Annotated in this window: 29 protein-coding genes; 17 read left to right on the top strand and 12 right to left on the bottom strand. The window is 65.4% G+C overall.

The window, feature by feature from the left end; genetic code table 11:
• Window positions 1-196 precede the first annotated feature (196 nt).
• Complete coding sequence (locus tag AB7008_RS29925) at window positions 197-595, bottom strand: hypothetical protein (RefSeq protein WP_304490181.1); 399 nt, start codon at window positions 593-595, stop codon at window positions 197-199.
• Here AB7008_RS29925 and AB7008_RS29920 point away from each other — a divergent pair.
• Entirely contained in the window at window positions 585-734 is a 150-nt protein-coding gene (locus AB7008_RS29920) for a hypothetical protein (protein WP_304490180.1), read from the top strand. The genes AB7008_RS29925 and AB7008_RS29920 overlap by 11 nt on opposite strands.
• Before the next feature lie 147 nt (window positions 735-881).
• A complete protein-coding gene (locus AB7008_RS29915; RefSeq protein ID WP_152621447.1) occupies window positions 882-1076 on the top strand; it encodes a hypothetical protein in 195 nt (64 codons plus the stop codon).
• A 183-nt stretch (window positions 1077-1259) separates the two neighbouring features.
• Here AB7008_RS29915 and AB7008_RS29910 read toward each other — a convergent pair whose 3' ends face one another.
• On the bottom strand, window positions 1260-1976 hold the full coding sequence (locus AB7008_RS29910) for a DUF599 domain-containing protein (protein WP_028154997.1): 717 nt from the start codon (window positions 1974-1976) through the stop codon (window positions 1260-1262).
• A gap of 124 nt (window positions 1977-2100) precedes the next feature.
• Between AB7008_RS29910 and AB7008_RS29905 the strand changes: the two genes are divergently transcribed.
• From AB7008_RS29905 to AB7008_RS29885, 5 genes are all read left to right on the top strand, one after another.
• Window positions 2101-2763: a glutathione S-transferase family protein gene (locus tag AB7008_RS29905; protein ID WP_304490179.1), complete on the top strand. Its 663-nt coding sequence runs from the start codon at window positions 2101-2103 to the stop codon at window positions 2761-2763.
• An 89-nt stretch (window positions 2764-2852) separates the two neighbouring features.
• Window positions 2853-3221, top strand: a complete 369-nt coding sequence (locus AB7008_RS29900; RefSeq protein ID WP_304490178.1) for a YidB family protein — start codon at window positions 2853-2855, stop codon at window positions 3219-3221.
• Window positions 3222-3426: 205 nt separating this feature from the next.
• Window positions 3427-3618 carry a hypothetical protein gene (locus tag AB7008_RS29895; RefSeq protein WP_014494643.1) on the top strand — a complete coding sequence of 64 codons (192 nt, stop codon included), beginning with the start codon at window positions 3427-3429 and terminating at the stop codon, window positions 3616-3618.
• 156 nt (window positions 3619-3774) lie between these two features.
• A complete protein-coding gene (locus AB7008_RS29890; protein WP_304490177.1) occupies window positions 3775-4767 on the top strand; it encodes a hypothetical protein in 993 nt (330 codons plus the stop codon).
• Window positions 4768-4809: 42 nt separating this feature from the next.
• Entirely contained in the window at window positions 4810-5250 is a 441-nt protein-coding gene (locus tag AB7008_RS29885; protein ID WP_028155001.1) for a DUF1489 family protein, read from the top strand.
• Window positions 5251-5259: 9 nt separating this feature from the next.
• Here AB7008_RS29885 and AB7008_RS29880 read toward each other — a convergent pair whose 3' ends face one another.
• Together AB7008_RS29880 and panC are read right to left on the bottom strand one after the other, a co-directional pair.
• The gene (locus AB7008_RS29880) at window positions 5260-6009 is read right to left on the bottom strand and encodes a hypothetical protein (protein WP_441259965.1); all 750 of its coding nucleotides are present in this window, start codon (window positions 6007-6009) and stop codon (window positions 5260-5262) included.
• 77 nt (window positions 6010-6086) lie between these two features.
• The gene (gene panC, locus AB7008_RS29875; RefSeq protein WP_441259964.1) at window positions 6087-6938 is read right to left on the bottom strand and encodes a pantoate--beta-alanine ligase; all 852 of its coding nucleotides are present in this window, start codon (window positions 6936-6938) and stop codon (window positions 6087-6089) included.
• 281 nt (window positions 6939-7219) lie between these two features.
• On the opposite strand from panC, the gene AB7008_RS29870 reads away from it, so the two are divergent.
• From AB7008_RS29870 to AB7008_RS29855, 4 genes are all read left to right on the top strand, one after another.
• Window positions 7220-8143, top strand: a complete 924-nt coding sequence (locus AB7008_RS29870; RefSeq protein WP_014494648.1) for a division plane positioning ATPase MipZ — start codon at window positions 7220-7222, stop codon at window positions 8141-8143.
• A gap of 342 nt (window positions 8144-8485) precedes the next feature.
• Entirely contained in the window at window positions 8486-9346 is an 861-nt protein-coding gene (locus tag AB7008_RS29865) for an alpha/beta fold hydrolase (protein WP_014494649.1), read from the top strand.
• A gap of 145 nt (window positions 9347-9491) precedes the next feature.
• On the top strand, window positions 9492-10235 hold the full coding sequence (locus AB7008_RS29860; RefSeq protein ID WP_441259963.1) for a VWA domain-containing protein: 744 nt from the start codon (window positions 9492-9494) through the stop codon (window positions 10233-10235).
• 59 nt (window positions 10236-10294) lie between these two features.
• Window positions 10295-11020 carry a DnaJ domain-containing protein gene (locus AB7008_RS29855; RefSeq protein ID WP_028155005.1) on the top strand — a complete coding sequence of 242 codons (726 nt, stop codon included), beginning with the start codon at window positions 10295-10297 and terminating at the stop codon, window positions 11018-11020.
• 218 nt (window positions 11021-11238) lie between these two features.
• Here the strand turns inward: AB7008_RS29855 and AB7008_RS29850 are convergent, their stop codons facing one another.
• A complete protein-coding gene (locus AB7008_RS29850) occupies window positions 11239-13089 on the bottom strand; it encodes a serine hydrolase (RefSeq protein ID WP_441259962.1) in 1851 nt (616 codons plus the stop codon).
• A 388-nt stretch (window positions 13090-13477) separates the two neighbouring features.
• Between AB7008_RS29850 and AB7008_RS29845 the strand changes: the two genes are divergently transcribed.
• Complete coding sequence (locus AB7008_RS29845; protein ID WP_014494653.1) at window positions 13478-13816, top strand: phasin family protein; 339 nt, start codon at window positions 13478-13480, stop codon at window positions 13814-13816.
• A 146-nt stretch (window positions 13817-13962) separates the two neighbouring features.
• Here the strand turns inward: AB7008_RS29845 and AB7008_RS29840 are convergent, their stop codons facing one another.
• Window positions 13963-14214, bottom strand: a complete 252-nt coding sequence (locus tag AB7008_RS29840; RefSeq protein WP_244464208.1) for a hypothetical protein — start codon at window positions 14212-14214, stop codon at window positions 13963-13965.
• A 449-nt stretch (window positions 14215-14663) separates the two neighbouring features.
• Here AB7008_RS29840 and clpS point away from each other — a divergent pair, with 449 nt between their 5' ends.
• On the top strand, window positions 14664-14996 hold the full coding sequence (clpS, locus tag AB7008_RS29835) for an ATP-dependent Clp protease adapter ClpS (protein WP_014494655.1): 333 nt from the start codon (window positions 14664-14666) through the stop codon (window positions 14994-14996).
• Window positions 14997-15287: 291 nt separating this feature from the next.
• On the top strand, window positions 15288-17702 hold the full coding sequence (gene clpA, locus AB7008_RS29830; RefSeq protein ID WP_014494656.1) for an ATP-dependent Clp protease ATP-binding subunit ClpA: 2415 nt from the start codon (window positions 15288-15290) through the stop codon (window positions 17700-17702).
• A gap of 71 nt (window positions 17703-17773) precedes the next feature.
• Here the strand turns inward: clpA and AB7008_RS29825 are convergent, their stop codons facing one another.
• From AB7008_RS29825 to AB7008_RS29805, 5 genes are all read right to left on the bottom strand, one after another.
• Entirely contained in the window at window positions 17774-18232 is a 459-nt protein-coding gene (locus AB7008_RS29825) for a PEGA domain-containing protein (RefSeq protein ID WP_092193127.1), read from the bottom strand.
• A 122-nt stretch (window positions 18233-18354) separates the two neighbouring features.
• Complete coding sequence (locus AB7008_RS29820; RefSeq protein WP_441259961.1) at window positions 18355-19776, bottom strand: MFS transporter; 1422 nt, start codon at window positions 19774-19776, stop codon at window positions 18355-18357.
• 185 nt (window positions 19777-19961) lie between these two features.
• Window positions 19962-20987: an aldo/keto reductase gene (locus AB7008_RS29815; RefSeq protein WP_304490171.1), complete on the bottom strand. Its 1026-nt coding sequence runs from the start codon at window positions 20985-20987 to the stop codon at window positions 19962-19964.
• Between the two features lie 116 nt (window positions 20988-21103).
• Window positions 21104-21340 (bottom strand): hypothetical protein, encoded by a 237-nt coding sequence (locus AB7008_RS29810; protein WP_041959454.1) that lies wholly within the window; start codon window positions 21338-21340, stop codon window positions 21104-21106.
• A 99-nt stretch (window positions 21341-21439) separates the two neighbouring features.
• Entirely contained in the window at window positions 21440-22396 is a 957-nt protein-coding gene (locus tag AB7008_RS29805; RefSeq protein ID WP_041959640.1) for a helix-turn-helix domain-containing protein, read from the bottom strand.
• A gap of 195 nt (window positions 22397-22591) precedes the next feature.
• On the opposite strand from AB7008_RS29805, the gene AB7008_RS29800 reads away from it, so the two are divergent.
• Entirely contained in the window at window positions 22592-23608 is a 1017-nt protein-coding gene (locus AB7008_RS29800) for a carbon-nitrogen hydrolase family protein (RefSeq protein WP_028155012.1), read from the top strand.
• 28 nt (window positions 23609-23636) lie between these two features.
• Window positions 23637-24677: a phenylacetaldoxime dehydratase family protein gene (locus AB7008_RS29795; protein WP_441259960.1), complete on the top strand. Its 1041-nt coding sequence runs from the start codon at window positions 23637-23639 to the stop codon at window positions 24675-24677.
• Here the strand turns inward: AB7008_RS29795 and AB7008_RS29790 are convergent.
• Window positions 24674-25312, bottom strand: a complete 639-nt coding sequence (locus AB7008_RS29790) for an HAD family hydrolase (protein ID WP_028155014.1) — start codon at window positions 25310-25312, stop codon at window positions 24674-24676. The two genes, AB7008_RS29795 and AB7008_RS29790, sit on opposite strands and share 4 nt — an antisense overlap.
• Before the next feature lie 89 nt (window positions 25313-25401).
• Between AB7008_RS29790 and AB7008_RS29785 the strand changes: the two genes are divergently transcribed.
• On the top strand, window positions 25402-26352 hold the full coding sequence (locus tag AB7008_RS29785; protein ID WP_441259959.1) for a transglycosylase SLT domain-containing protein: 951 nt from the start codon (window positions 25402-25404) through the stop codon (window positions 26350-26352).
• The last annotated feature ends 42 nt before the right edge of the window (window positions 26353-26394 follow it).

Here is a 26394-nt window from a genome sequence, read left to right as displayed (position 1 = left end):
GCCATGCCATGATCACGGCGTGCGGCGTTCTCCGGCTGCGTGGCAAGCTATGTCTTTCGATGGTGCGCCGTGCAAACGCGCCGGCCTGCTCGGCGGAGCGTCGCTGCGCCGGCGCGAGAGCCATCCACTCGCGAATGACGGCGCGTCGAATTTTCGATTTTGGCATCGGATCAAATCCATGAGTTCCGGCGGATGTTCACGCGGCCTGCCGAAGGGGGATGGCCTCCGAGCGCCGCGCCAGAAGCACGCTGCCGCAGGGATGCTCGGCGCCCTGCAGGACGACGAAGCCGCGCTTCATCACTGCGGCACGAAGACTGTCCTTCGCAGCTGCCTTCTGCGCATCGAGCCAGATCACCAGCACGGCGCGGGAGCTCAGGAAGTCGTCGAGCCAATCCACTGTCGCATCGAGTGCGTGAAGCGTGCGTCGCCGCCAATCCACGAGCGCGACTTCATACTGACCTGCCGGCCGGCCGCAATTGCCTGCCGCCGCTGCCAGCAGGTAACCGCGACGATGCAGCTCAATCACCAATTCCATGCTCTTCGCGCCGACCACGACGATGCGCTGCCGCGTCGAGCAGTTCGCGATGGCCATCATCGGATCGATGATCCTGTCGCTGACCCCTGAATTCGACATCATTTCACCAATTCGCTACGCCGCGCGAGCTTGCGCGACGGAGCGGATATGGTGCCGGATGCTGTATGATTTCGAGATTGGCGCGATCGCGGTTGCATAGGATCGGCATAGGACCGGCCTCGGCCGCGCGCTGCCGGCAGCTTATGCCGCGCTTATAAACAGGCGATGCGCTCCCCATCGCATTCAAATGCCGTCAGCGCCATTCTTCCGGCCCGCGCTTGCTATCGCGCCTTGCCTGGAGACAAAAATGTCCGCTTACCGTGCATTGATCGTGGGACTGCACGATCGTCCCATCAGAATGATCCACATGGATTGCATCGATGATGAAGCCGCGATCAGCTCCGCGGAGCGGCTCGTCGACGGTCGCGACGTGGAGCTCTGGCAGATGGATCGGCCTGTGGCCAGATTCGATTGCCGGTCCGGGACGGTGCGCAGGAAGTAGGCCGGGATATCACCGAGTGGGCAGGCCTCGCGTCTTGGGATGACGGAGCCAGTCGTGTCGTCATCGCGAACATAGCGAGGCAATCCAGACTGTCACCGTGAAAAGATTCTGGAGTGCTTCGCTGCGCTCGCAGTGACGGTGTGGAGAACACGCGCCACCCTTCGTTCGCGCGCAGCAGATGCCTCAGTAGCCGCGCTTCCGCGTCTCCGTATCATCCGTCTCCTCCGGCGCCATCGCCGCCCATGCGCTCGATGCGAACTGCCTTCGCCAGGTGACGATCACCACCGCCGCCGTCGTTACGAACAGCACCCAGGGGCTGACGAACCAGCCGAGATAGCCGAGTGCGAAGAAGAAGGCGCGCTGGCCGCGGTTGAAGTGGCGGCCGGCGGATTCGAACAGGCGCGAGGTGCGGATGACATGGGCCTCGGCCTCGGGCGTATCGCGCCGGTCAGCCGGCGGCATGCCGCCGAACAGGATCGCGACATAGTTGAACAGGCGATAGGCCCAGGCGAATTTGAAGAAGGCGTAGACGCAGATCAGCACGAGGCCGACGCATTTCAGCTCCCACATTGCGGGCGAGGTGCTGAGGTCGATCGGCAGCTTGCTCAGGATCGTGATGGCGTCGTTGGTGGCGTGAAGCAGTGCCAGCGCGCCGCCGAGCGCGAACAGGCTGGTGGACGCGAAGAAGGCGGTGCCGTTCTGGAGCGAGGCCATGATCTGCATGTCGACCATCCGGGTGTCGCGGTCGAGCAGGCGGCGGACCCAGACCTCGCGATAGCGGTTCATGCGCGCCGACAGGCTGTCGCGGCCATAGGCCGAGTGCTCCAGCGTCAGGGCATAGACCAGCCATTCGATGATGAAGAAGCCGACCGCGGTGATGTCGACCCAATGCCTGCCCATGTCTCACTCCTCGCGAAGATCGCAACGATTGCCATGCGCGGTCGGGTGCGGCAACGATTGATTGGCGGCAGGCGATGGCGCTAAAAGCAGCCGCATCCAGAGGACTCAGGGAAGGACCAGCGACATGGCCGCGCTCAAGCTCGCGATCGGAAACAAGAACTACTCGTCGTGGTCGATGCGGCCATGGCTCGCACTGCGCGCCAATGACATCCCGTTCGTCGAGACCGTCATTCCGCTCTACACGGATAATCCCGCCGACAAGGATCAGATCCTGTCATTCAGCCGCGCCGGCAAGGTGCCGGTGCTGGTCGACGGCGACATCACGGTGTGGGATTCGCTCAGCATCATCGAGTACGTCGCCGAGCGCTATCCGGAAGCGAAGCTGTGGCCCGACGATGTCGCCGCCCGCGCATACGCCCGTTCGGTGTGCGCCGAGATGCATTCCGGCTTCATGGCTTTACGCAACGAATGCGGCATGAACCTGCACCGCCCCGTGGGCGCCGTGACGCTGTCGGCGGACGCCAAGGCCAACGTCGCCCGCGTGCAGGAGATCTGGCGGGAGTGCCGGGCGCGCTACGGTGCCAAGGGACCGTTCCTGTTCGGCCGCTTCGGTGCGGCGGATGCGATGTACGCCCCGGTCGTGCACCGTTTCCGCACCTACGCGATCGAGGTCACGCCGGAGACCAGGGCCTACATGGACACGATGATGGCGTTGCCGGCGTTCCAGGAATGGACCCGCGACGGGATCGCCGAAACGCTCGTCATCGAGAAATTCGAGAAGGTCTAACCCGCGAATGTGATTGGGCGCCGCTTGACGATGCGCAGGCTGGCGGCGCTCAATCGCGGTGGAAGGACCGCTTGGGAGAGGGCACGGGCATGGGAATTCTGGACTCGCTGGAAAACAACCCCGCGCTTCGCAGCGCGCTCGGCCAGCTCGGCGCCGCGGTCCTGCCGGCGGTGTTGAACGAGGTGCTCGGCAGCAACAACCAGGGCGGCCTCAGCGCAATCGTCGCCAAGCTCCAGCAATCCGGCTTCGGTGACCAGGTCAAATCCTGGCTCGGCAATGGCCAGAACCTGCCGATCTCGGCCGACCAGCTCCGTGCCGTGCTTGGCAGCGACACCGTTCGCCAGCTCGCGGCGCGCTACAACATCCCGGTCGACCAGCTCGGCCAGATTCTGGCCCAGGAACTGCCCAAGGCCGTGGACCGGGCAAGCCCGGAGGGGCATCTGCCCCGCACCGCCTGAGGGAGCCGGTTCCAGCGGTATCCTCCACTCACCGGTTCCCACACTATCGTCCTGAAAATACTGCCGGATCGGCCTATTTGGCATGCCTGTATACCGCTGGCCAAAACGCCGCATTGCGTGCTATATGTCACACCGGGTTTTCAGCCGGTCCGTCGCAGTGGGACCCTGGGCACGGCCGGCGCTGTTTGAGTCATGGAGATGGGCGTTGAAGCATAAATTCCCCGTGGGAACGCGCGTATTGTTCACTGCCAGCAACGTCGCGCGCCCGGCTGCGAGTGGCTCATACGAGATCATCCGCCTGCTGCCGACGGATGGCGACGACTGCCAGTACCGCATCAAGAGTTCGACTGAAGCGTTCGAGCGCGTCGCCAAGGAAAGCCAGCTCGCACAATCCTGACGGATGACGGTGCCGCGCGTTGACGTCGCGGATGAATTCGCTTCGCTCGCCGTCAAAAGGCCCCCTTCGCCTCGACATGGTGCGCCGGTGGGAGTTGCCGACTCGCGGGGGTTCGTTTGACCATTCGCTCTTTGCTCGCGTGAGGGGGCTTCGCGCATGAATTGGGCATGGGCCACTTCGTTCGACCAAATGTGGCGTTCGCAGGCCTTTCCGATGTGGATGATCCTTGTAGCTGCCGGCTTCCTGGGACTGATTCTCCTGATCACGCTGTTGCGCGCCGAAAGGTCGGTTGCCAACGGCGCGCTGACGGTCATCACGCTGCTTTCGATTGCCATCGCGGTAGCTGCCACCGTGCGCGTCTATGGTCCCGCGGAGGAGGCGGCCCCAAGCGAGGCCCGCGCGCAGAGCGCGGTCGTCGCCAGCTTGCCGGCGCTGTCCTGTCTCGACGATCTCGCCGGCAATGCCGTGGCGATTGGTTGCGAGAAGGCGCTGTTCGGCTCGCCTGACGCGGCGGCTGCGGCCGTCTCCTACACCGCCGCGCGGATCGACCGGCTCACCGCGCTCGGCGATGCCGCGACCGCCGAGAAGAGCCTGACGCTGGACATGAAGGTGCTGCGCAAGGCGCTGGAGCGCGACCGCTACGGCCTCGTCGCGCAGGTGCTGGTCGCGCGCGACGGCTGCACGCAGTTCGACTGCCCCGCCTTCCGCTCCCTGACCGATCAGCAGCGGGTCGCCGCCAACATGGATTCCCATCTCTACGACACGCTGGTCGCACGCTATTCGCCGGGCTGGAACGCGCCCGCAACGGCGCCGGCGCTGCCGGCCACCGCGGCGCTTGCCGGGATGCCGCCATCGATGCCGACGGGCAGGCCGACCAATGCGGAGTTCCCGAGCGCGTCATCGACGCCGCCGGTGAGCATCATGAATCCGGAGCCGCCCACGGCGGCGGTGCGACAGGCTGCGCCTGCCGGAGGCGCAGCCTCGGCGCCGCGCGCGCCCGCTCCGACCTCGGCGCAGGCCGCTGCTCCAGCGGCGCCGGCTGCGAAGAAGCCGCCGGCACCGAAGGCCGCGCGTGCGCCGGCCGCAGCACCGGTTCCGCTCGCCCCGCCGGCCCCGGCCCCGGCTCCTGCGGCTGCGGATAACGAATAGTTCGGCATTCCAAATGCGTGGCTGCCCGGCTAATGCTGGGGCATGCCGCTCCATCTGATCAAGCTCGCCGTCGGCTGCGACTCCGTCAAGGAATTGAAGGGGTGGGTCGCCGAACGGATGCAGACCGCCAAGAAGAAGGGTCTGCCGCAACATCACATCCACATCACCCGCATGGTGCCCAAGCGCGACGCCGAGATCCTCGCGGGCGGATCGCTCTACTGGGTGATCAAGGGCGAGATCGCCGCGCGTGAAAAGATCATCGGCATCGAGCCGTTCCGCGACAAGGACGGCATCGGCCGTTGCCGGATCGTGATGCAGCCGAAGGTGATCTCGGTATCGCCGCGGCCGATGCGGCCGTTCCAGGGCTGGCGCTACCTCAGCGACGATTCCGTGCCGCCCGATCTCGGCAAGTCGGCCGCCGGCTCGATCGCGGCGATGCCAGAGCCGATGCGGCGCGAGCTGCGCGATCTCGGACTGCTCTGACGCGGCCGCTCATGGCGACGTGACGATGTGCAGCCGGGCCCAGTCGGACGGCGGCATCACGACCGGACGTCCGCCTTCGCCGATGGCGTCGATGATGTCGACCAGTTCGGGCTCGACGCCCATCTCGTGCAGGTACTTGCGATACTGCTCGCCAAAGATCGCCGTCAGGCTCTCGCGCTGTTCGGGCGCGACGTTGGGCGCGCGGCGATTGCGGATGGAGCGGCCGGCCAGCACCACCGTCGCACCTTGCGGGAGGCTGCGATGCACCCCGCCGGCGAGCATGAGGACGCACGCGAAATCGCACGCCGGATCCGGCAAGGACACCTTGGCATCGAGCGGTCCGCCCGGGCGCTTCAGCGCAAAACAATCCGCCTCCGGCTTGCCGGCGCAGGCCTCGACCTCGGTCGCGCCGGCGGTGGCATCCAGGCCGCGGTCGCGCAGGATGCGGCCGATGCTGACCGCAACATTGAGGTTGGAGCCGCCCCAGCTATGGATGACGAGCGGCAGCTTGTGTCCGGCCTGGCGATCGAGAATCGCGATCAGCCGCTTGTAGCTGTCCCATTGCACCGTGCCCTCGGCGGCGATCCAGTCGGAGCAGCCCGGTCCGCAGGCCCCGGCGGCGCCATGGGCGACGTAGAAGATCATCGCATCCGGCGGAGACCCGTACAGGCCGATCGGCGGGCGCTGTTGTGCCTCGGCGGCAGTCGCGGCGACAAGCGCCAGCACGCCGTTCACGATCATCGTGCGGATGAATGACATGCCCCTGCCGGTCGGCTCGTTTGCTCGCCCCGATCATCCATCCGGGCGAGGCAACGCGCAAGATCGACCCTGGCGGGTTACACCGCGATATTGTCGATCAGCCGGGTCTTACCAAGCTTGGCCGCCACCAGTATCCGCAGCGGGCCGTCCTTGCGCGAGGTGACCGGCGCGAGCGTCTCGGCATGGCGCGCCTCGAAATAGTCGAGCGCAAAGCCGGCCGCCGTGATCATCCCGGCGCCGCGCGCCATCGCGGATGCGATCGCTTCGCCGGCGCGAATGCGCCCGGCGCTGTCCTTCATGGCGCGGTACAGCGTGGTCGCGGTCTGCCGCTCCTCCGGCGAGAGATAGACGTTGCGCGAAGACATCGCGAGCCCGTCGCGCTCGCGCACGGTGCGGGAGCCGGTCACCTTGACGCCGAGGTCGAGGTCGCGCGCCATCTGCGTCACCACCCGCAACTGCTGAAAGTCCTTCTCGCCGAAGATCGCGACATCCGGCCGGCACTGCGTGAACAACTTGCCGACAACGGTGGCGACGCCGCCGAAGAAGTGCGGCCTGAAGCGGTCCTCGAGGCCGGCCAGCGCCGGCCCCTCCGGCACGATGCGGGTGGCAAAGCCTTCCGGATACATCGCCTCGGCGCCGGGGTGCCAGACGATGTCGACGTCCTCGGCGGCGAGCTTGGCGAGATCGGACTTCCAGGTGCGCGGATAGGCACCAAAGTCCTCGGTCGGGGCGAACTGGGTCGGGTTGACGAAGATCGACACCACGACGCGACTCGCGCGCCGCTTGGCGAGGCGCACCAGCGACACATGCCCGTCATGGAGGGCCCCCATGGTCGGGACCAGCGCGATCGTGGCCTTTCGCTTGCGAAGATTTTCGACGGCGCGTCGCAAGGCGGGGACCGTGCGGGCGATCAAGGGGCTTCGTGACATCAGGACTCGACAGGGTTGGGAATGGGAAGCGGGCGCGTCCCGGCGCCCGGCCGGCTAACCTTAACAAGCGCCGATCGTGGACGCCATGCATTCGGATGCGGCACAGCATCCCGCGCGAGGCCGCGAACGATGTCGCGACATGGCTGAATCGCAGGCGAGAGATGGCGCCGTGATTCATGTCGAACAACGGCGCGCTGCGATTTGCATTTACTGTCACGCATTTCACTTGACCGCAGACGCGGCCAACTCGAAGATATTCATCAGGGGTGTTGAGGATCGCTATGCTTGTGCAGGCTAGCCAAGGCCAATCCGGCTCGGCGCATGTCGTCGTGCTCGGCAACGAAAAAGGCGGCTCCGGCAAGTCGACCACCGCCCTGCACATCGCTGTCGCGCTGCTGAAGGCCGGCCAGCGCGTCGCCACTATCGACCTCGACTGCCGTCAGCAGAGCTTTACCCGCTACATCGGCAACCGTTCCGCCTGGGCGCGCCGCACCGGGCTCGGCCTCGAGCTGCCGGTGCATCGCTGCATCAAGCTCGGCGAGACCATGCAGATCGCCGAGAACGAGAATTCCGAGTTCCTGCAGTTCATGGAGGCGGTCTCGGCGGTCGAGAGCAATTTCGACTTCATCGTCATCGATACGCCCGGCACCGACAGCTATCTGATGCGCCTGGCGCACTCGATGGCCGACACGCTGGTCACGCCGATCAACGACAGCTTCCTCGATTTCGACGTGCTCGGCACCGTCGATCCCGCCAACTACGCAGTGACGGGCGAGAGCCACTATGCCGAGATGGTGCGGGATGTCAGGCGCAAGCGCCGCCAGCTTGACGGCTCCAGCACCGATTGGATCGTCGTGCGCAACCGCCTGTCGATGCTCGGCTCCCGCAACAAGCAGCTCGTCGCCGAGGGCCTCAAGGATTTGTCGCTACGGCTCGGCTTCCGCTACGTCGACGGCTTCGCCGAGCGCGTCGTCTACCGCGAATTTTTTCCGCGCGGCCTGACCGCGCTCGACGAGATCGACGAGGCCACGCTCGGCATGCGGCCCAACCTTGGCCATCTCACCGCGCGGGAAGAGGTGACGGGCCTGCTCCGCCAGCTCAAGCTGCCGCTCGACGAACGCGGACGCCGCCGTGCGGCAAATCGCGCCGAGTGGTTCAGCCAGGTCGACAAGCCGCTCGAGGTCCACGACATCCTCGGCGCCTGAGGCAGCGGTATATCGCTACTTCCAGCCGATTGAAGCTGCCGGCTCTCGACGGAATCGAGGGTGGACTTAGCCGTTTCACCCTGTGTTTACCGTGAAATAGAACCAAATCGAGACCGGTTGCGCCGGATGGTGGCCTGCACCTGACGTAGCCGCCTGAGAACGGGATGCCCAAGAAACGTGTGCGCCGCACAATGAAAGGGCTGACGGATCACAATATTTAGCCTTCCTGTCACGCGGCTGTGACATATATTAGGGAATAGGCGACCAGGGGCCGAAGAGCTCCGGAAGAACACGATTTTCAACAGGGATTCAGGCCGCAAGAGCCTGAGGCTGAGGACGAAAATGAAGCGTGGAATTGCCGTTCTGGTTTCGGTCAGTGCCCTCTGCGGCGTCGCCTATTTCACGGCGAGCAAGTGGGCGATCAAGCACGAGACCATCACCTTCTACGACGCCTCGCGCGACAACCGTCCCGTGCCTGTCGATATCGCGGTTCGCCGCGACAAGGAAATGCAGGCCAATGCCGGCATGATCACGCTGCCGGTTGCCGTGATCAATCACGGCAACACCGTCAAGAATACCGAGTACGGCTTCCTCGCCAACATCTTCGCGGCGCGCGGCTACATGGTCGTGAGCCCGCAGCATGATTTGCCGACGGATCCTCCCATGGTGACCAAGCCCGGTGAGCTCTATGTCGGCCGGCTGCCTCAGATCCTGCGCGGCGTTGCCAACATCCATCTCGCCATGCAGGAGATGAAGAAGGTTCAGCCCAACGCCGATTACGACAGGGTGACGATGGTCGGCCACTCCATGGGTGGCGACATCACGATGTATTTCGCCAAGCAGTATCCGGATGAGGTCAAGAAGGTCGTCACGCTCGACAATCTGCGCGTGCCCTTCGTCACTGCCGGCAAGTTCAAGATCCTGTCGTTCCGTTCGCAGGATCCGCAGTTCAAGACCGACGCGGGTGTCATTCCGACCGACGAGGAATGCGAGAAGGCCGGCATCCAGGTCGTGAAGACCGAATTCCAGCACAACGACATGCGCGACACCGGTCCGGATGCGGCCAAGAACTCGATCCAGGGCATGCTCGACAAGTTCCTGACCGATACCGACAGCGGCGTGGCGCCGGTCGATACGCGCTCGGCCCCGCCCAATATCCTGGAGCCCGGTCCGGTCGCTCTGATGGCGCCTGCCAAGAGCTGACGCCGACACAGGCTGACACCGACGCTGCTCCGATCGTCTGCACGACCTGCAAAGCCTCCGCCGGCATCCGCCCGCGGAGGCTTTGCACATTGACCGGGCCGCAGGCGCTATCCACATTAGCCGCTCACGCAAGAAGCGAGCAGGGATGCCCGGCGAACCCGTCAAACCGCGTGGCCATGATGCCGTATCGAGCCAAACCGGCGGCACGCTGCCTCAAGCCAGCACCGCGGAGGACATCGCCGCGTTCGTCGCCGAGGCGCGTGCGCTGTCGCCGCATGCCCCCGGCGCGAAGGGGCGGCTGATTTTCGCGCTCGATGCGACGATGAGCCGGCAGCCGACTTGGGACATGGCCTGCGCGCTCCAGGCGGACATGTTCCGCGAGGTCGCAGCGATCGGCAGCCTCGACATCCGGCTCGTCTACTATCGCGGCTTGAACGAGTGTCGCGCCACAGGCTGGATCTCCGACAGCGCCAAGCTCGCGACGCTGATGAGCAAGATCGACTGTCGCGGCGGCGACACCCAGATCGGCAAGGTGCTGAGCGACGTGCGGCGCGAGGCGGTCGCTTCCGGCGTGCGTGCGGTCGTCTTCGTCGGCGATGCCATGGAGGAGAAGGTCGACGAGCTCTGTGCGAAGGCCGGCGAGCTCGGCATGCTCAAGGTGCCCGTGTTCGTGTTTCAGGAAGGCGCCGACCCGGTGGCCGAGCAGGCCTTTCGCGAGATCGCGCGGCTGACCGGCGGGGCCTGGTGCCGGTTCGATCCCGGCGCAGCGGCGCAGCTCCGCGAGCTGCTGCGCGCGGCCGCGGCTTATGCCGCCGGCGGCCGCGAGGCGCTGTTGAAACTCGCCAAGAGTGCGAGCGGTGCGGCCAAGCTGATCGGGCAGATGAAGTAGCGGTCCGCGTCGAAGACGGACGCCATGCATTTTGCCGTGAGGGCGACTATATTCCGGCCATGACCCTGATCGCCGGCGCCGTCGCCGTTATCACGCTTTATCTGCTGCTCCAGATGTTCCGCTCCGCCAATCCGGCGGTGCTGGCGCGCACCATCAAGTTCGGTGGCGGCGTGGTGGCGCTCGCGGTTGCAGCGTTCACTGGCCTGCGGGGCGAGCTGGCGGTGGCGATCCCGCTCGGGATTTTCGGCGCCGGGCTCCTGGGCTGGACGCCGCTGGCGAATGCCGGCTTCGGCAATATCGGCGGGCTGTTCGGCGGTGGCGCAACGCGCCCGGCCGGACAGGCCTCGCGCGTACGCTCGCAATTCCTGGACATGCGGCTCGACCACGATTCGGGTCAGCTCGCGGGCCAGATCGTCGCCGGCCCTCACGCCGGGCGCAATCTCGACGAGTTCGATCTCGCTGGCCTGCTGGCGATGGCTCCGGCGTTCGACGCCGAGAGCGTGGCCCTACTTGAAAGCTATCTGGACCGCAGGTTTCCCGCTTGGCGTCAGAACGCGCAGGGCGATGCGGCAGGGCGGCAGCGCCGCACGGCGCCGAGCGGCAAAATGACGGCGGAGGAAGCCTATCAGATCCTTGGCCTGCAACCGGGCGCGGGGCGCGACGACATCAGCCGGGCGCACAAGTCCCTGATGAAGAAACTCCATCCCGACCAGGGGGGCTCGACGTATCTCGCTGCCCGTGTGAACGAGGCCAAGGATACTCTGCTTCGCACGCATAACGGCTAACTCCGGCACTACGCTACAAACGCCCGTACCGCGTAAGCTCCGCTTGCTCTGTCTGCCGTCGCCCCGATGCCCGCCTTTGTCGGCGTGGTCGATCCCTTGAGTAAAGTTTTAACCGTAAATCCTTGACGAGAGGTTGTCGCGGAACGGGCATCGCCGCATCCCCCAAACAAAAATGCCCGCGCAAGGCGCGGGCATTTTGATTGGGGCGGTACGATACATCAGTTGCGGACGGTGATGCAGGAGATGTCGGCGCGCTTCAGGGCGCGGCAGACGGCTTCGGCCTGGTCCCGCTCGAGCCCGGCGAAACGGGCCCGGTAAAGCTTGCGATTGTCCTTGGCGAGGACCGGCTCCGTGAACGGGTCGGCCTTGCTGAGCAGGCCGCGGGCCGAGCTGCGCGCGGCGTCGATGCGCTGCTGGGCTTCGTTCTCGCTCTCGAGTGCGCCGACCTGGACGATCCAGCCGCTATGGGTGACGACCGGCTTGGTGGTGGCGCTCATCTGGATCGGCTGAGGCACAGGATCGGCCGAAGCGAGCTTCGCGGCAGCCGGAGTGGGCGCGGCGGCCGTTGTGGCCGGCAGCACACCGAGGATGCCATTGCCGGTACCGAAGCCCGCCGGCTGACGGGGCATCTCGGTGCGGGCGAACTCGGCCTTCGGCGCTTCCGGTTGGCTCGCCATCTCGGGCTTGTTGATGAGATCGGCGCGGGCGACGACGGCGCCGGAGGTCTCCGCGACGTCGGAGCGGGCCGCAATCGTGCTGGTGACCTGCGGTGTGACCTGAGCCGGGGCGGCGGAGGCGACCTTCACGGTGCCGGCCTTGACCTGAACAGTCTTCACCCGGACCGGCTTCATCGGCTCGGACGAGCCGGGGATGATGGAGAGCGGCTGGCTCGAGATCACGCCATTGGTGAGCGGCGCGGGCTCTATCCTGGATTCGGTCGGCCTAACCTCGGGCTTGCTGGTGTCCGGCCTGGCTTGAGCCGGCGGCATCGCGGCGGTCGCAGCCGCCAGCGCTGAAAGGCGCGAGGCGAGGCGCTGCGGGGCTGTTTCGGGGGCAGGGGCGGCCGCAGCCTGCTGGACCTGCGGAGCGGGACGGGCCGGGGCCTCCGATGCATCGGCGACATCGGTATTGGCGTCTGCGCCGTTGCGCTCGGTGACGGCGACGACGGTGCGAGTGGTCGCGCCCTTCTCGAGGTTCTCCGCGAGCAGGTTGCGCATGATGGCGTCGCGCGAGCCGCCGCTGCGGCCGCCGAGCACCACGCCGATCAGGTGGCGGTTGCCACGGCGCATCGAGGTCACGAGGTTGAAGCCGGAGGCGCGGGTGTAGCCGGTCTTGATGCCGTCCACGCCCTCGACGCTGCCGAGCAGGTGGTTGTGGTTGCGGATCGACTGTCCGCGCCAATTGAACGTCGAGGTCGCGAAATAACGGTAGTAGCGCGGGAAGCGCTCCTGGATGGCGCGGCCGAGCGTGGCCTGGTCGCGCGCGGTCGTGACCTGCTCGTCGTTGGGAAGGCCGTTGGCGTTGCGGTAGACCGTCTTGGACATGCCGAGCGAGCGCGCCTTGCGCGTCATCATCGTGGCGAAGTCGTCCTCGTCGCCGGCGATCGCTTCGGCGATCACCACGGCTGCGTCATTGGCGGAGCGGGTGACGAGACCCTTGATCGCGTCCTCGACGCGGATGGTCTGGCCGGCACGCAGGTTCAGCTTGGTCGGATCCTGATCGGCGGCGTGCTGCGACACCGGCATCTCGGTGTCGAGCTTCATCCTGCCGGACTCCAGGCGCTCGAACAGCAGGTAGAGCGTCATGATCTTGGTGAGCGAGGCGGGGTGGCGGATTCCGTCGGGGCTCGTTGCCTGGAGCACGGAGCCAGAATTGCCGTCGACGATGATCGATGCGAATTTCGGGCTGGAGCTCTCGGACACATCGCGCTGCACCCGGTGCTGCGCGTAATGGCGCCGGTGACGCCGTGCCTCGGCAGCATCGGTGAAGATGACTACGGCGGTGACCGTAAGAAGCCCGAAAACGCCAACCCGCGCCAAGCGCGAGGAAGACAAGTTTTTACGAAGCATGAAACCCCGTCCCCGTTTCTGACTTGATCACCGGCCGGTGAGGCGAAATTGTGCCCACTCGACCCGGGATCATTACCTGCTCAGGCTGTCCCTCCGCTGGTGTTCACTGCGGGAAACGTTGGGCCTGAGCCGCTGTTCTGGCTAAGGTGATGTTCTCAAACGGCTTTAGACCGTTTGCGGAAGCTGAACACGTCCAGGGAATCAGGGTAGGGGTCCGCGGTTTCTAAAAGCTTAAGGAACCCTTGCGGGAAACCCCGGGAATCTCAGCGACTTGCATCTAGTTTTGTGCGTCGCACAATATTGTTGACATTTTTGTGCGTTGCACTATTTTTAGGCGGAGTCAGGGAGCCGGGGCTTCCGGACCAGAGCCAGGGAAAAGGATTCCGAAATGTTCAAGGTTGAAGACTTTCAGAGCTACGGGAAAGAGCAGTTCGAGCAGTGCGTTGCTTCCGCGACCTCGATGCAGCATGGCCTCCAGGCGATCGCCAGCGCGTATGGCGACTACACCAAGAAGTCGTTCGAAGACACCAAGTCCTTCGTCGAGAAGCTGTCCGGCGTGAAGTCGCTGGACAAGGCCGTGGAAGCGCAGACCGACTTCGCCCGTTCCAGCTACGAGACCTTCGTTGCGGAATCGCAGAAGATCGCCGGCCTTTACAGCGACCTCGCCAAGCAGGCGTTCAAGCCGGTCGAGACCATCGTTTCGAAGTTCACCCCGGCTGCCAACTAACGTCCTCTGGAACTCCTGGAATCGAAAAGCCCGGCTGGTTCAGCCGGGCTTTTTTGTTGTCGCGACAGAGATCCGGTTCAGCGCGCCACGCGCAGCTTCGACAGCGACGTACCGACGTCAACCCCACACGGTCTGACTCGCCGACATCACCGGACAGAACGTGTCGATGCCGCTCGCGCAATGCTCGCCGCCTCGGCGTCGTCGCGCAGCTTCTTCCGCCGCGTGCCGATCTGCGAGGCATCGCTGTACCACCAGCGATTCTGCGCATCGAGACCGCCGGCGAGGAGTGCGAGGCCACTGATCTGATCGACCAGGTTCTTCGCGGCCGTCTGCATCGGCGGCATCTTGCCGTCCTGGGCCATCGAGCCGGCGTTGTCGAGCCGCATGGCGACGCGCATGCGCACCAGGCGCCACGCGGTTGAACGGCAGCTCGATGGGACCGTAGAAAACCGGAGGGATTCCCGCCGCTGCCGCTTAACGGCCGGGTTCCTGGTCAAGATGTTCTAAACGGTGTGGGCCGAAACTTTTGTCAAATCGGTCCGGATTGACTAACCTTGGTCTGGATCGCCGGACCGGGAATCGGGACTGCCTCGACCATTTTGGCCAGACCGTTGCACGCTTGCGGCGAGCCGGGGGCGGGCCCATATTCCCTACAATCGAGCCGGGCTTGACCGGACCGGTTGGAAGCGGTGATCCAACAAGGCGGCGCGCCCGTGCAAAGCTCCGAAGGGCGGGGCCGCGCGGCTGACCGTCACTCGCTTCTGTGGGGAATTTGAACGCCTGAGCCATGCCGCACCTGACTTTCAGACTAGACCTGTCCGCGCAAGCCGCTGCCCACGCTCCTCGTATGAGCAATGACGAGAACCGTTCGGGCGGACCGACCGGGCCGAATACGTCTGTCATCACCAAGGTCAAGCCGAAGACTAAGCGGCCGAACCTGTATCGTGTGCTGATCCTGAACGACGACTACACGCCGATGGAATTCGTCGTCCATGTGCTGGAGAAGTTCTTCCAGAAGGACATCGAGGCCGCGACCAAGATCATGCTGCATGTCCATCATCACGGCATCGGCGAGTGCGGCGTATTCACCTACGAGATCGCCGAGACCAAGGTGACGCAGGTGATGGACTTCGCCCGCAAGCACCAGCATCCGCTGCAATGCGTGATGGAAAAGAAATAACGGCGCGCTTAAATCCAGAGTTATTTAGATCGGTTCTGTTCGTGCGGTCTGTGACGGCAGCACATCCTGCTGCGTGATCCCGCGAAAATCAGCGGCGTCAATCCTGCCCAACTGGGTAGTTCTGCCCAAATCGGAACGGGTTTTGCATCGAGCATGCCGTGGGCGCGTAATGCCCATTTGAGTCGCGGAACCGGTCTTTCGCCGCGGTCTTGTATAACTATATGTGACAAAGGTTGTTGTTGCCTGACCGGGCGATGGCGATCATGATGGTGGGGGCCATAGAGGACGCGAATGCCGACTTTTTCCCAAAGCCTTGAACAATCCCTGCATCGTGCGCTGGCGATCGCAAACGAGCGTCATCACCAATACGCGACGCTTGAGCATCTCTTGCTCTCCCTGATCGACGACTCCGATGCAGCCGCCGTCATGCGCGCCTGTAGCGTCGATCTCGACAAGCTCCGCACGAGCCTCGTCAATTATCTTGAGACCGAATTCGAGAATCTGGTGACGGATGGCGCCGACGACGCCAAGCCGACCGCCGGTTTCCAGCGCGTGATCCAGCGCGCGGTGATCCACGTGCAGTCGTCCGGCCGCGAAGAGGTGACCGGCGCCAACGTGCTGATCGCGATCTTCGCTGAGCGCGAGAGCCATGCCGCGTACTTCCTGCAGGAGCAGGACATGACGCGCTATGACGCCGTCAACTACATCAGCCACGGCATCGCCAAGCGCCCGGGCGTCTCCGAGGCGCGGCCGGTGCGCGGCGTCGACGAGGAGACCGAGGCAAAGGGTACCGAGGACGCCAAGAAGAAGGGCGAAGCGCTTGAGACCTATTGCGTCAACCTCAACAAGAAGGCGCGCGACGGAAAGATCGATCCGGTGATCGGACGCAATTCCGAGATCAACCGGGCAATCCAGGTGCTGTGCCGCCGGCAGAAGAACAACCCGCTGTTCGTGGGCGAGGCCGGCGTTGGCAAGACCGCGATCGCGGAGGGCCTGGCCAAGCGCATCGTCGACAGCGAGGTGCCGGAGGTTCTTGCGGCTGCGACCGTGTTCTCGCTCGACATGGGCACGCTGCTCGCGGGTACCCGCTATCGCGGCGACTTCGAGGAGCGCCTGAAGCAGGTGCTGAAGGAGCTCGAAGCGCATCCCAACGCCATCCTGTTCATCGACGAGATCCACACCGTGATCGGTGCGGGCGCGACGTCGGGCGGGGCGATGGATGCGTCGAACCTGCTCAAGCCGGCGCTTGCTTCGGGCACGATCCGCTGCATGGGCTCGACCACCTACAAGGAATACCGCCAGCACTTCGAGAAGGACCGCGCGCTGGTGCGGCGCTTCCAGAAGATCGACATCAACGAGCCGACGGTCGAAGACGCGATCGCGATCCTCAAGGGTCTCAAGCCTTACTTCGAGGACTACCATCGGCTGAAATATACCAATGAGGCGATCGAGGCCGCGGTGCAGCTCTCCTCGCGCTACATCCACGACCGCAAGCTGCCCGACAAGGCGATCGACGTGATCGACGAGTCAGGTGCGGCGCAGATGCTGGTCGCCGAGAACAAGCGCAAGAAGACCATCGGCATCAAGGAGATCGAGACCACGATCGCGTCGATGGCGCGGATCCCGCCGAAGAGCGTGTCAAAGGACGATGCCGAGGTGCTCAAGCATCTCGAGCAGACCCTGAAGCGCACCGTGTTCGGCCAGGACAAGGCGATCGAGTCGCTCGCCGCTTCGATCAAGCTGGCGCGTGCCGGCCTGCGCGAGCCGGAGAAGCCGATCGGCTGCTATCTGTTCTCGGGTCCGACCGGCGTCGGCAAGACCGAGGTCGCAAAGCAGCTCGCGGCGTCGCTCGGCGTCGAGCTGTTGCGCTTCGACATGTCCGAATACATGGAGCGGCACACCGTGTCGCGCCTGATCGGCGCGCCTCCCGGCTATGTCGGCTTCGACCAGGGCGGTCTGCTCACTGACGGCGTCGACCAGCATCCGCATTGCGTGGTTCTGCTCGACGAAATCGAGAAGGCGCACCCCGACCTCTACAACGTGCTGCTCCAGATCATGGATCACGGCCGGCTCACCGACCATAACGGCAAGCAGGTCAACTTCCGCAACGTGATCCTGATCATGACCACGAACGCAGGTGCTTCGGATCTCGCCAAGCAGGCGTTCGGCTTCACCCGCTCGAAGCGGGAAGGCGACGACCACGAGGCGATCAACCGGCAGTTCGCGCCGGAATTCCGCAACCGTCTCGATGCCATCGTCTCGTTCGGCCATCTCAGCGTCGAAGTGATCGGTACGGTCGTGGAGAAGTTCGTGCTGCAGCTCGAGGCTCAGCTCGGCGATCGCGACGTCACCATCGAACTGTCCGAGCCCGCCAAGACCTGGCTGGTCCAGCATGGCTACGACGAGCAGATGGGCGCACGGCCCATGGCCCGCGTCATCCAGGAGCACATCAAGAAGCCGCTGGCCGACGAGGTGCTGTTCGGCAAGCTCAAGGGTGGCGGCCACGTTCGCGTCGTTCTGGTCAAGGACGAGGCCGACGAGACCAAGGACAAGATCGGGTTCGAGTTCCTCGACGGTCCGATCACGCCGAAGCAGGAGAAGCTGCCCGGCGCCCGCAAGCGTCCGCCGGGCAAGTCCAAGCCGGGCGGTGGCGGCTCCGGCGGCTCGAAGGGGCCGACCTCGAAGGGCCCGCTGGTCAAGGCTTGATTGCGAGCGATATGAATTGAAAAGGCCGGCTGAAAAGCCGGCCTTTTTGTTGGCGTGGCCGTTGCGAGGCGCTAGGTGCCGGTGTCGGGTGCAGGTGCCGCCGGCGGCCGCGGCTTCTTCGGCGCGGGCGGCCGTGCGCGGGCAGGAGCTGACGGCTGCATGGTCACGATGACAGGATTCGGCTTGTGATCGGTTGCCGCGCCGGTGGCAGCATCGACGCCCATGCCGACGACACCGCCGAGCAAAAGATTTCCCGCGAAGCCTGCGGCCCCGGAGGTCGGTATGTCTCGGCTGAGCGGCACGATCTGCGGTTCATAGCCTTCCTTCTGGAAGGTGATCGAGATGTCGGCGTTCCGCTTGACCACCACCGAGCACGGCGTCGTGCAGGTGGTCGGAACTTCCATTCCGCTGACGACGGCTTCCACGCCCGACGGTGTCGATGAGATGCTGATGTTTTCGGTCGTGCCCCGCGTGACAGACGCGCAGCCGCCCAGCATGACGCTGAGCGCCACAATTCCAAATGAACGCATGAAATGCCCCTTATTCCCCGCGTCAATGAAGCGCAACCATAGCGGGAGGGCAATACGTCATTGGTCCAGATAGTTAAGCCACGCACAAGTTGCGCGCGAGAACAGCCGAACCTGGACGTGAGCTATTCGCCGCGCAGGCGCTGGTCGTCCTGCACCCGGACGTGCTCGGCGCCGCGCGCGCCCGCGGGGGACAGCCGCAGCATGCTCAGCACTGCACCGCACAGCGCAAATCCGACGCCGACAAGGAGCGCGATCCTGGTTCCCTCGGTCGGATAGCGGCCGAGCAGCAGCGCCACCAGCGCTGCGCCGGTGGTCTGGCCGAGCAGGCGCGCCGTGCCCAGCATACCGCTGGCGCCGCCGGCGCGCTCGCGCGGGGCGGCCGCGATCATGGTGCGGTTGTTGGGGGTCTGGAACAGGCCGAAGCCGGCCCCCGCCAGCGCCATCCGCCAGATCACGTCGAGTGGTGTCGGGCTTGCTGGCAGGAAGGCGAGTGCGCCGAGGCCGCAGGCAAACAGCGTGAGCCCGATGCCGCCGAGCAGGCCGGCCGGATAATGCTCGACCAGGCGGCCGGCGAGCGGGGCCGCGAACGCCACCGCGATCGGCCAGGGCGTGATCAGGAGCCCCATATGCACCGCCGAATAGCCGAAGCGGCTCTGGAGGTAGAAGGGGATCGCGACGAAGGCCAGCATCTGTCCGCAGAACGAGGCGATCGAGGTCGCTATCGACAGCGCGAACACCGGGATGCGCAACAGGTCGACTGGCAGCAGTGGCGAGGTCATGTGGGTTTCGCGGTAGATCAGCAGCGCGCCCGCGACAATGGCGATGGCGAATTGAACGAGACAGGTGATCGCGGCCTCGCCATGACCGACGCTGTCGACGGCCGCGATGCCGACGCCGAAGGTGATCGCGGACAGGCCTGCGCTTTGCCAGTCGAAGGAACGGCCGGCGGGTTTTGTGTGCGGCAGGCTGCGCAGGCCGAGCACCAGCGTCGCTGCACCGAGCGGGACGTTGATGGCGAACAGCCAAGGCCAGGTTCCGACCGCCAGGATGCCCGCGGCGAGCGTCGGGCCGACCGCGGCCGAGAAGGCGACGACGAGCGCGTTGATCCCGATGCCGCGACCGAGCTGGCTGCGCGGGTAGGTGAAGCGCACCAGTGCCGCGTTGACGCTCATGATGCCGGCCGCGCCAAAACCCTGGATGATGCGCGCGATCGTGAGCAAGGGCAGCGTATGGGCCAGCGCGCAGAACGCGGATGCGAGCGTGAAGAGTACGAGCCCGGCCAGATAGACGCGGCGATATCCGACAATCTCGCCGAGCGATGCCAGCGGCAGCAGCGAGATCGTGATCGCGAGCTGGTAGCCATTGACGATCCAGATCGAGAAGGCCGGGCTCGCATCGAGGTCGGCCGCGATCGTCGGCAGCGCCACGTTGGCGATGGCGCTGTCGACCACCGCCATGATGATGCCGAGCGCAATCGTCAGCACCGCCTGGTTGCGCTGCGGCTGCGGCAGGCCGTCGGCATGCTCGATCGGTGCAGACGACATGATGGAGGCGCGCCTGATTGGAGCCGTGATTCATCCCCGGATTAGGAAATTGCAGGATGGATCGCAACCCGGCAGGACCCGGACGGTTCCTGTGCCGGAAGCGGGCCTTCCGGCACAGGAAAACGAGGGTCGGGACCGCTTTCGCGAGGGCTCAGGGAGCCGAGCGGTCGGGCAGTTGGCCGTCTCTACACCGCCGGCGGATTGCGGTCGGAGAAGGTGCCGCGCTGGTGCCAGTACGGATAGGGCAAGGTCACCTTGCTCGCGGCATCGAGCTTTGCGATCTGGTCCTTGGTCAACGTCCAGCCGACCGCGCCGAGATTTTCGCGCAGCTGCATCTCGTTGCGCGCGCCGATGATCAGCGTCGAGACCGTCGGACGCTGGAGCAGCCAGTTCAGCGCGATCTGCGAGACGCTCTTGCCCGTCTCCTTGGCGACCTCATCGATCGCCTCGACGACGCGATAGACGTGCTCATCGGGCACGGGCGGGCCGAAATCGGCGGTCTTGGGCAGGCGACTGACCTCGGGCTTCGGTTGACCCCGTCGGATTTTTCCGGTGAGGCGCCCCCATCCGAGCGGTGACCAGACCACAGCGCCGAGCCCCTGGTCCACGCCGAGCGGCATCAGCTCCCATTCGTAGTCGCGCCCGATCAGTGAGTAGTAGGTCTGGTTGGCGACATAGCGCGGGAAGCCATGCTTGTCGGCAACCGAGAGCGACTTCATCAGGTGCCAGCCCGAAAAGTTGGAGACGCCGACATAGCGGATCTTGCCGGCGCGCACGAGCACGTCGAGAGTCGCAAGCACCTCTTCAGGCGGGGTGAACGCGTCGAAGCCGTGAAGCTGGAACAGGTCGATGTAATCGGTGCCGAGCCGGCTCAGCGAACCGTCGATCGCCGCGAGCAGATGCTGCCGCGACGAGCCGATGTCGTTGGGCCCGTCGCCGAAGCGGAAGGTGGCCTTGGTCGAGATCAGAACCTTGTCGCGGCGACCCTTGATGGCCTCGCCAAGGACGCGCTCGGATTCGCCGAGCGAATAGACGTTGGCGGTGTCGAACATCGACACCCCGGCATCGAGGCAGATATCCAGAAGGCGCCGCGCCTCGGTCGCGTCCGTCGTACCCCACGCAGCAAGGCGGCCGACGCCGCCGAAGGTGCCCGTTCCCAGGCTCAAAGCGGGCACCATGAGGCCGGATCGGCCCAAGCGTCGGTATTCCATCGATATGCTCCTCGGCTGGCCGCTGGTTGATCGATGCGGCCTTGGGGTGCGATGGTAATGCAAGCGCGGGCCGCGTCCTATCACGCGCTCACATACCGGCCTTGCTCGGGAATGGCCTAGTCGTGCAGGCGCATGTCATCGAATGCTGCATCGGCAACGCGCGCGCCTGGCGTCTTCAGCGATGACCGAACCTCGACCCTGGTTGCGGGCGAGGGGAAGCAGGTGACTTCGCCGTCACGCGCCTGCCGCGGCAGCAGCGTCAGGCCCCAGCCCACCAGGACCAGCACCGCGAGCCTGATCGCGATCACACCCAGCAACAGCTCCGATCCGCTTATGGTGGCGTGAGTCCTCATGGACGCCAGCCTGATGCGCGCAGCCGGACAAGGCAATCTGGAATTGACGAGCCTTGCCTTCGTCAGCAGCGAAGGCTCGAAGTGATAGCTGGCCGGATGTCAGTGCCGCAACTGGCTCTGCCTGAAGTCGCGCGGCGACATTCCGAAATGCTCGCGGAAGACGCGGCCGAAATGCGAGAGGTCGTTGAAGCCCCAAGCGAAGGCGATCTCGCTGACGTGGCGATGGGCCAGCACGGGCGAGGCGAGGTCACGCCGGCATTGGGCGAGACGCTCGGCAAGCACATGGCGCTGGAACGAGGTATCCTCGTCGGCGAGGAGATCGTTCACATAGCGCGGCGAGATGCCGAGTGCAGCCGCGGCCTCCGACAGCGAGAGGTCGGGATCCGCCAAATGAGCGCGGATGTGGGCCTTCAGGCGATAGAGCAGGGCGGAGCGATGGGTGGAGGACGGCAGCGATGTCTTGCCGAGCCGTTCGCTCAGCGCCATCGCGAGCAGATCGACGGCCTGCTCCGACAACGCCGCAGCGTTGTCCGGGGCAAGTCGGTCCGCGCTCTGGCAAAGCCTGAAGATGAAATCATAGGCGAGCCGTTCGAGCGGCACATCGGCGCCGAACGACATCGCGGTGAGCGTCTCGGTGGCGCCGAGCCGGCGCTGCAGCATTTCGCGGGGCACCTTGAAGATGGTCTGCGTGAAGGCGTCGTTGAACTTCAGCTCATAGGGACGCGTCGTGTCGTAGAGCGCGAACTCGCCGGGATGGATCACGGTCTCGCGGCCGTCCTGTACCACGCCTCCGTCGCCGCGATTGCCGAGCGCGACCAGGACAAAGTCCTGATCCGAACGCGCGATGCGGGACGGCGTCCGGAACACGTGCTGGCGATCGGAGCAGACCTCGGAGCACACGGCCCTGCCGAGCGGGGCCTGCGTGACCGAGCCGCGAAAGGCGCTGCCGAGGTCGGACTTGCAGTCGAGCCCGACGAAGACGTCGCAGACGATGTCCTGCCACAGCGCCAGCCGCCGGTAGCCGGGGCTGCCGTCTGTCGTGAACTGGATTGGCATCTGGACAGCCTCCCTTTCACATCCCGCAAACTGCATGTCGGCGCAGATCAGCCTGACCGAAGGCAAATCCCGTACCCGTCGGGGATCCCGGCCAGTCGAGTTTTTGTTCCGCCGCGGTCGAGCGCCCGGCCGGGTGGCTTGGCCAAATAGACTGCATCGGACGTGGCTTCCGATCAACCGGCAATGGAGGCGGCAATGGGCATCGAACATCCGAAATACAAGGTCGCGGTGGTACAGGCGGCGCCCGCCTGGCTGGATCTCGACGCCTCGATCGACAAGTCGATCGCGCTGATCAGGGACGCGGCCGAGAAGGGCGCCAAGCTGATCGCCTTTCCCGAGGCCTTCATCCCCGGCTACCCCTGGCATATCTGGATGGACTCGCCGGCCTGGGCGATCGGCCGCGGCTTTGTGCAGCGCTACTTCGACAACTCGCTGTCCTATGACAGTCCGCAGGCCGAGCGGCTTCGCGACGCCGTACGCAAGGCAAAGCTCACCGCCGTGCTCGGCCTGTCCGAGCGCGACGGCGGCAGTCTCTATCTCGCGCAATGGCTGATCGGGCCCGACGGCGAGACCATCGCAAAGCGCCGCAAGCTGCGGCCGACCCATGCCGAGCGCACGGTCTATGGCGAGGGTGACGGCAGCGATCTCGCCGTGCACGCAAGGTCGGACATCGGCCGCATCGGTGCATTGTGCTGCTGGGAGCATCTCCAGCCACTGTCGAAATATGCGATGTACGCCCAGAACGAGCAGGTGCATGTCGCGGCCTGGCCGAGCTTCTCGCTCTACGATCCCTTTGCGCCGGCGCTCGGCGCCGAGGTCAACAATGCCGCCTCGCGCGTCTATGCGGTGGAAGGCTCCTGCTTCGTGCTCGCGCCGTGCGCGACGGTTTCGCAGGCCATGATCGATGAGCTCTGCGACCGGCCCGACAAGAATGCGTTGCTGCATGTCGGCGGCGGATTCGCCGCGATCTACGGCCCCGACGGCAGCCAGATCGGCGACAAGCTGGCACCGGACCAGGAAGGGCTGCTGATGGCCGAGATCGATCTCGGTGCCATCGGTGTTGCCAAGAACGCTGCCGATCCCGCCGGGCATTATTCGCGGCCCGACGTGACGCGGCTCCTGCTCAACAAGAAGCGATACCAGCGCGTCGAGCAGTTCGCGCTGCCGGTCGACACCATTGAGCCCACGGACATCGCGGCGGCGGCGAGCTGATCGCCGGGATCAAGGGGAGGGAACGATCATGGAATCCGCAATTCCTCTGCATCTCGAGACCCAGCGCACGCGCCACAAGCGCGTGCCGGACGATTACCAGCCGCCATATCCGTCGTTCGTGGCGCGCTACAAGCCCGCCGTAAGCCGCGTCGTGATGGCCTATTTCGGTGTGCAGTATCGCGGCGCGGCGCCGGTGGCTGCGACGGCGGCTCTCGCCGAGATCGCGGCGCGATTTGCTGCCGAGGGCGGGCCTTCGCATTGGGATCGCGCCCGCTACCTCGACCGCGCCGGTTATGAGACCGTCGTGTCGGTTGCCTATTGGGACGACGTCGCGCGCTTCGACGCATGGTTCGCGCCGGCACGCGAGGCGTGGACTGTGAAGGCGCGCGAGGGCATCGGCACGTTCATCGAGGTGCTGCGACCCGCCGTGGCCCGGCACGAGACGCTGTTCTCCTCGCTCGACCGGCCCGAGGGCGTCGCCGCAATCGCCGACGGCATGAGCGGCGAGGTGCAGGAGCACGCCTATTGGGGCGGCATGCGCGATCGCATTCCGCTGTCGCAGACCGATCCGATGACGCCGGGCGGCGCGCCGGAATTGATCTGCGACGGCGCGCGGCTGCGGGTGAAGGCGCACGACAATCTCTGCCTGATCCGCTCCGGGCAGGACTGGAGCGATACGGAGGCATCGGAGCGAAAGCTCTATCTCGACGACGTCGAACCGGTGCTGCGCGAGGGAATGGATTTCCTGCGCGACGACGGGCTAGCGATCGGATGCTACGCCAACCGCTACATGCAGGTGCTCTCCGCCGACGGCAGCGTGAGCGACAAGTCCTACGGCCAGAGCTGGTGGAAGAGCCTCGCCGCACTTGAGCGCTGGGCGGAGTCGCATCCGACCCACGTCAAGATATTCGGCGCAGCGATGAAATACCTGTCGACGCTCGGGCCGTCGGCAAAGCTACGGCTCTATCACGAGGTCACGGTGGCGGCCGCGGACGAGCAGTTCTTCGAATATCTGAACTGCCATTCGAAGACCGGCATGCTGGCAGTGGTCGAGACCGTCAGCGCCTAGGCTGCGCAATGGCCGAGCAACTCGGGATGCGCGGCGCAGATGTGATGCGCGCCGGCATCCCGCAGCTCGGCCTCGCTGCCATAGCCATAGAGCACGCCGATCGCGGTCATGCCGTTGGTGCGGGCGCCGATCACGTCGTGGCTGCGGTCGCCGATCATGATCGCGCTGCCGGGATCGACCTTCGCTTCGTCGAGCGCGTAGCGCAGCAGGTCGCGCTTGTCGACACGCGTGCCGTCGAGCTCGGAGCCGAACACGCGCTCGAAATACGGTTTCAGGCCGAAATGATCGACGATGCGGGTGGCGTAGACCGCGGGCTTGCTGGTCGCCACGAACATGCGCTGGTTGGTTGCGGCAATCGTCGTCAGCGTGTCGATGATGCCGGCATAGGCCTCATTCTCGAACAGGCCGATATCGCTGAACCGCTCGCGATAGAGCAGCAGCGCGCGGTCGGCGAGCTCCGAGCTGCCGGTGAGCTTTTCCAGGCTGGCATGCAGGGGCGGGCCGATGCACCAGACCAGCTCATCCTCGCTCGGCACCGCGACGTTCAGCCGCTCCAGCGCGTACTGGATCGAGCGGGTGATCCCGGGCTTTGGGTTGGTCAGCGTGCCGTCGAGATCAAAATAGATTGTAACCATCAGGGCGGGACCGGCGTTGATATCGTCGCCCGTTGCTAGTTGGCTGGGCCCCCAAGTCAAGGTCCGATTTGTCCGGTATAGTGGAGGCCATGCGCTTAGCCCGGGTTCTCGCTGTGTTGTGCCAGGCCGTCGCGGCGTGGCCGGCGCTTGGCCAGGAGGCGCCGAACCGGTTCGTGCATCCGAGCGTCGAGGAGCTCGCGATGCCGCCGGAGAAGCCAGCTGCACGCGAGAGCGATACGCGGGAATCGATCTGCCTGATCGTCGAGGCCGCCGCACGGGATGCCAATCTGCCGCTGGAATTCTTCGCCCGCGTGATCTGGCAGGAGAGCCGATTCCAGGCCGATGCCGTGGGGCCCATGACGCGCAGCGGCGAGCATGCGCAGGGGATCGCGCAGTTCATGCCGGGCACTGCCAGCGAGCGCGGGCTGCTCAATCCCTTCAATCCGGTACAGGCGCTGCCGAAGTCGGCCGAATTTTTGAACGAGCTGCGCAACCAGTTCGGCAATCTCGGCTTGGCCGCAGCCGCCTATAACGCCGGGCCGCGCCGGGTGCAGGAATGGCTCGCCGGCACCGGCGGCATGCCGGAGCAGACCCGCAACTACGTCTATGCCATCACCGGCACGAGCGTTGACGCGTGGGCCAAGGCGGGAGCGACCGGCAAGGGCCCGCCGAGTTCGCCACCGACGAGCTGCCGTGATCTCATGGCGCTTCTCAAGCGCGCACCGAATGCCTTTGTCGCCGAGCTCGAGCAGCATGTCGAGCTCGCCGCCGCAAAGGTCTGGGGCGTACAGCTCGCTGCCGGATTCGACCGCAACCGGGCGCTGGCGATGTATTCCCGCGCCGTCACGCGGCTGACCGCGGTGATCGGCGAGCGCGATCCGAGCCTGCTGAGCTCGGTGATGCGCAGCCGCGGCACGCGTGCGTTCTACCAGGTGCGCATCGGCGCCGACACGCGCAGCGAGGCGGATGACCTGTGCAACCGTATCCGCAAGGCCGGCGGTGCCTGCTTCGTGCTGAAGAACCGGGGTGTGAGCGGGTAGGCGCGTCTGCCCGCGCGCGCATGCCAGCCCCGCCGCGCGCTT

This window comes from Bradyrhizobium sp. 521_C7_N1_3 (assembly GCF_052075975.1).
In the GTDB taxonomy this organism is placed as follows: Bacteria; Pseudomonadota; Alphaproteobacteria; order Rhizobiales; family Xanthobacteraceae; genus Bradyrhizobium; species Bradyrhizobium japonicum.
Note: the sequence above shows the minus strand (reverse complement) of the source record. Positions and strands in the feature narration are given on the sequence as shown.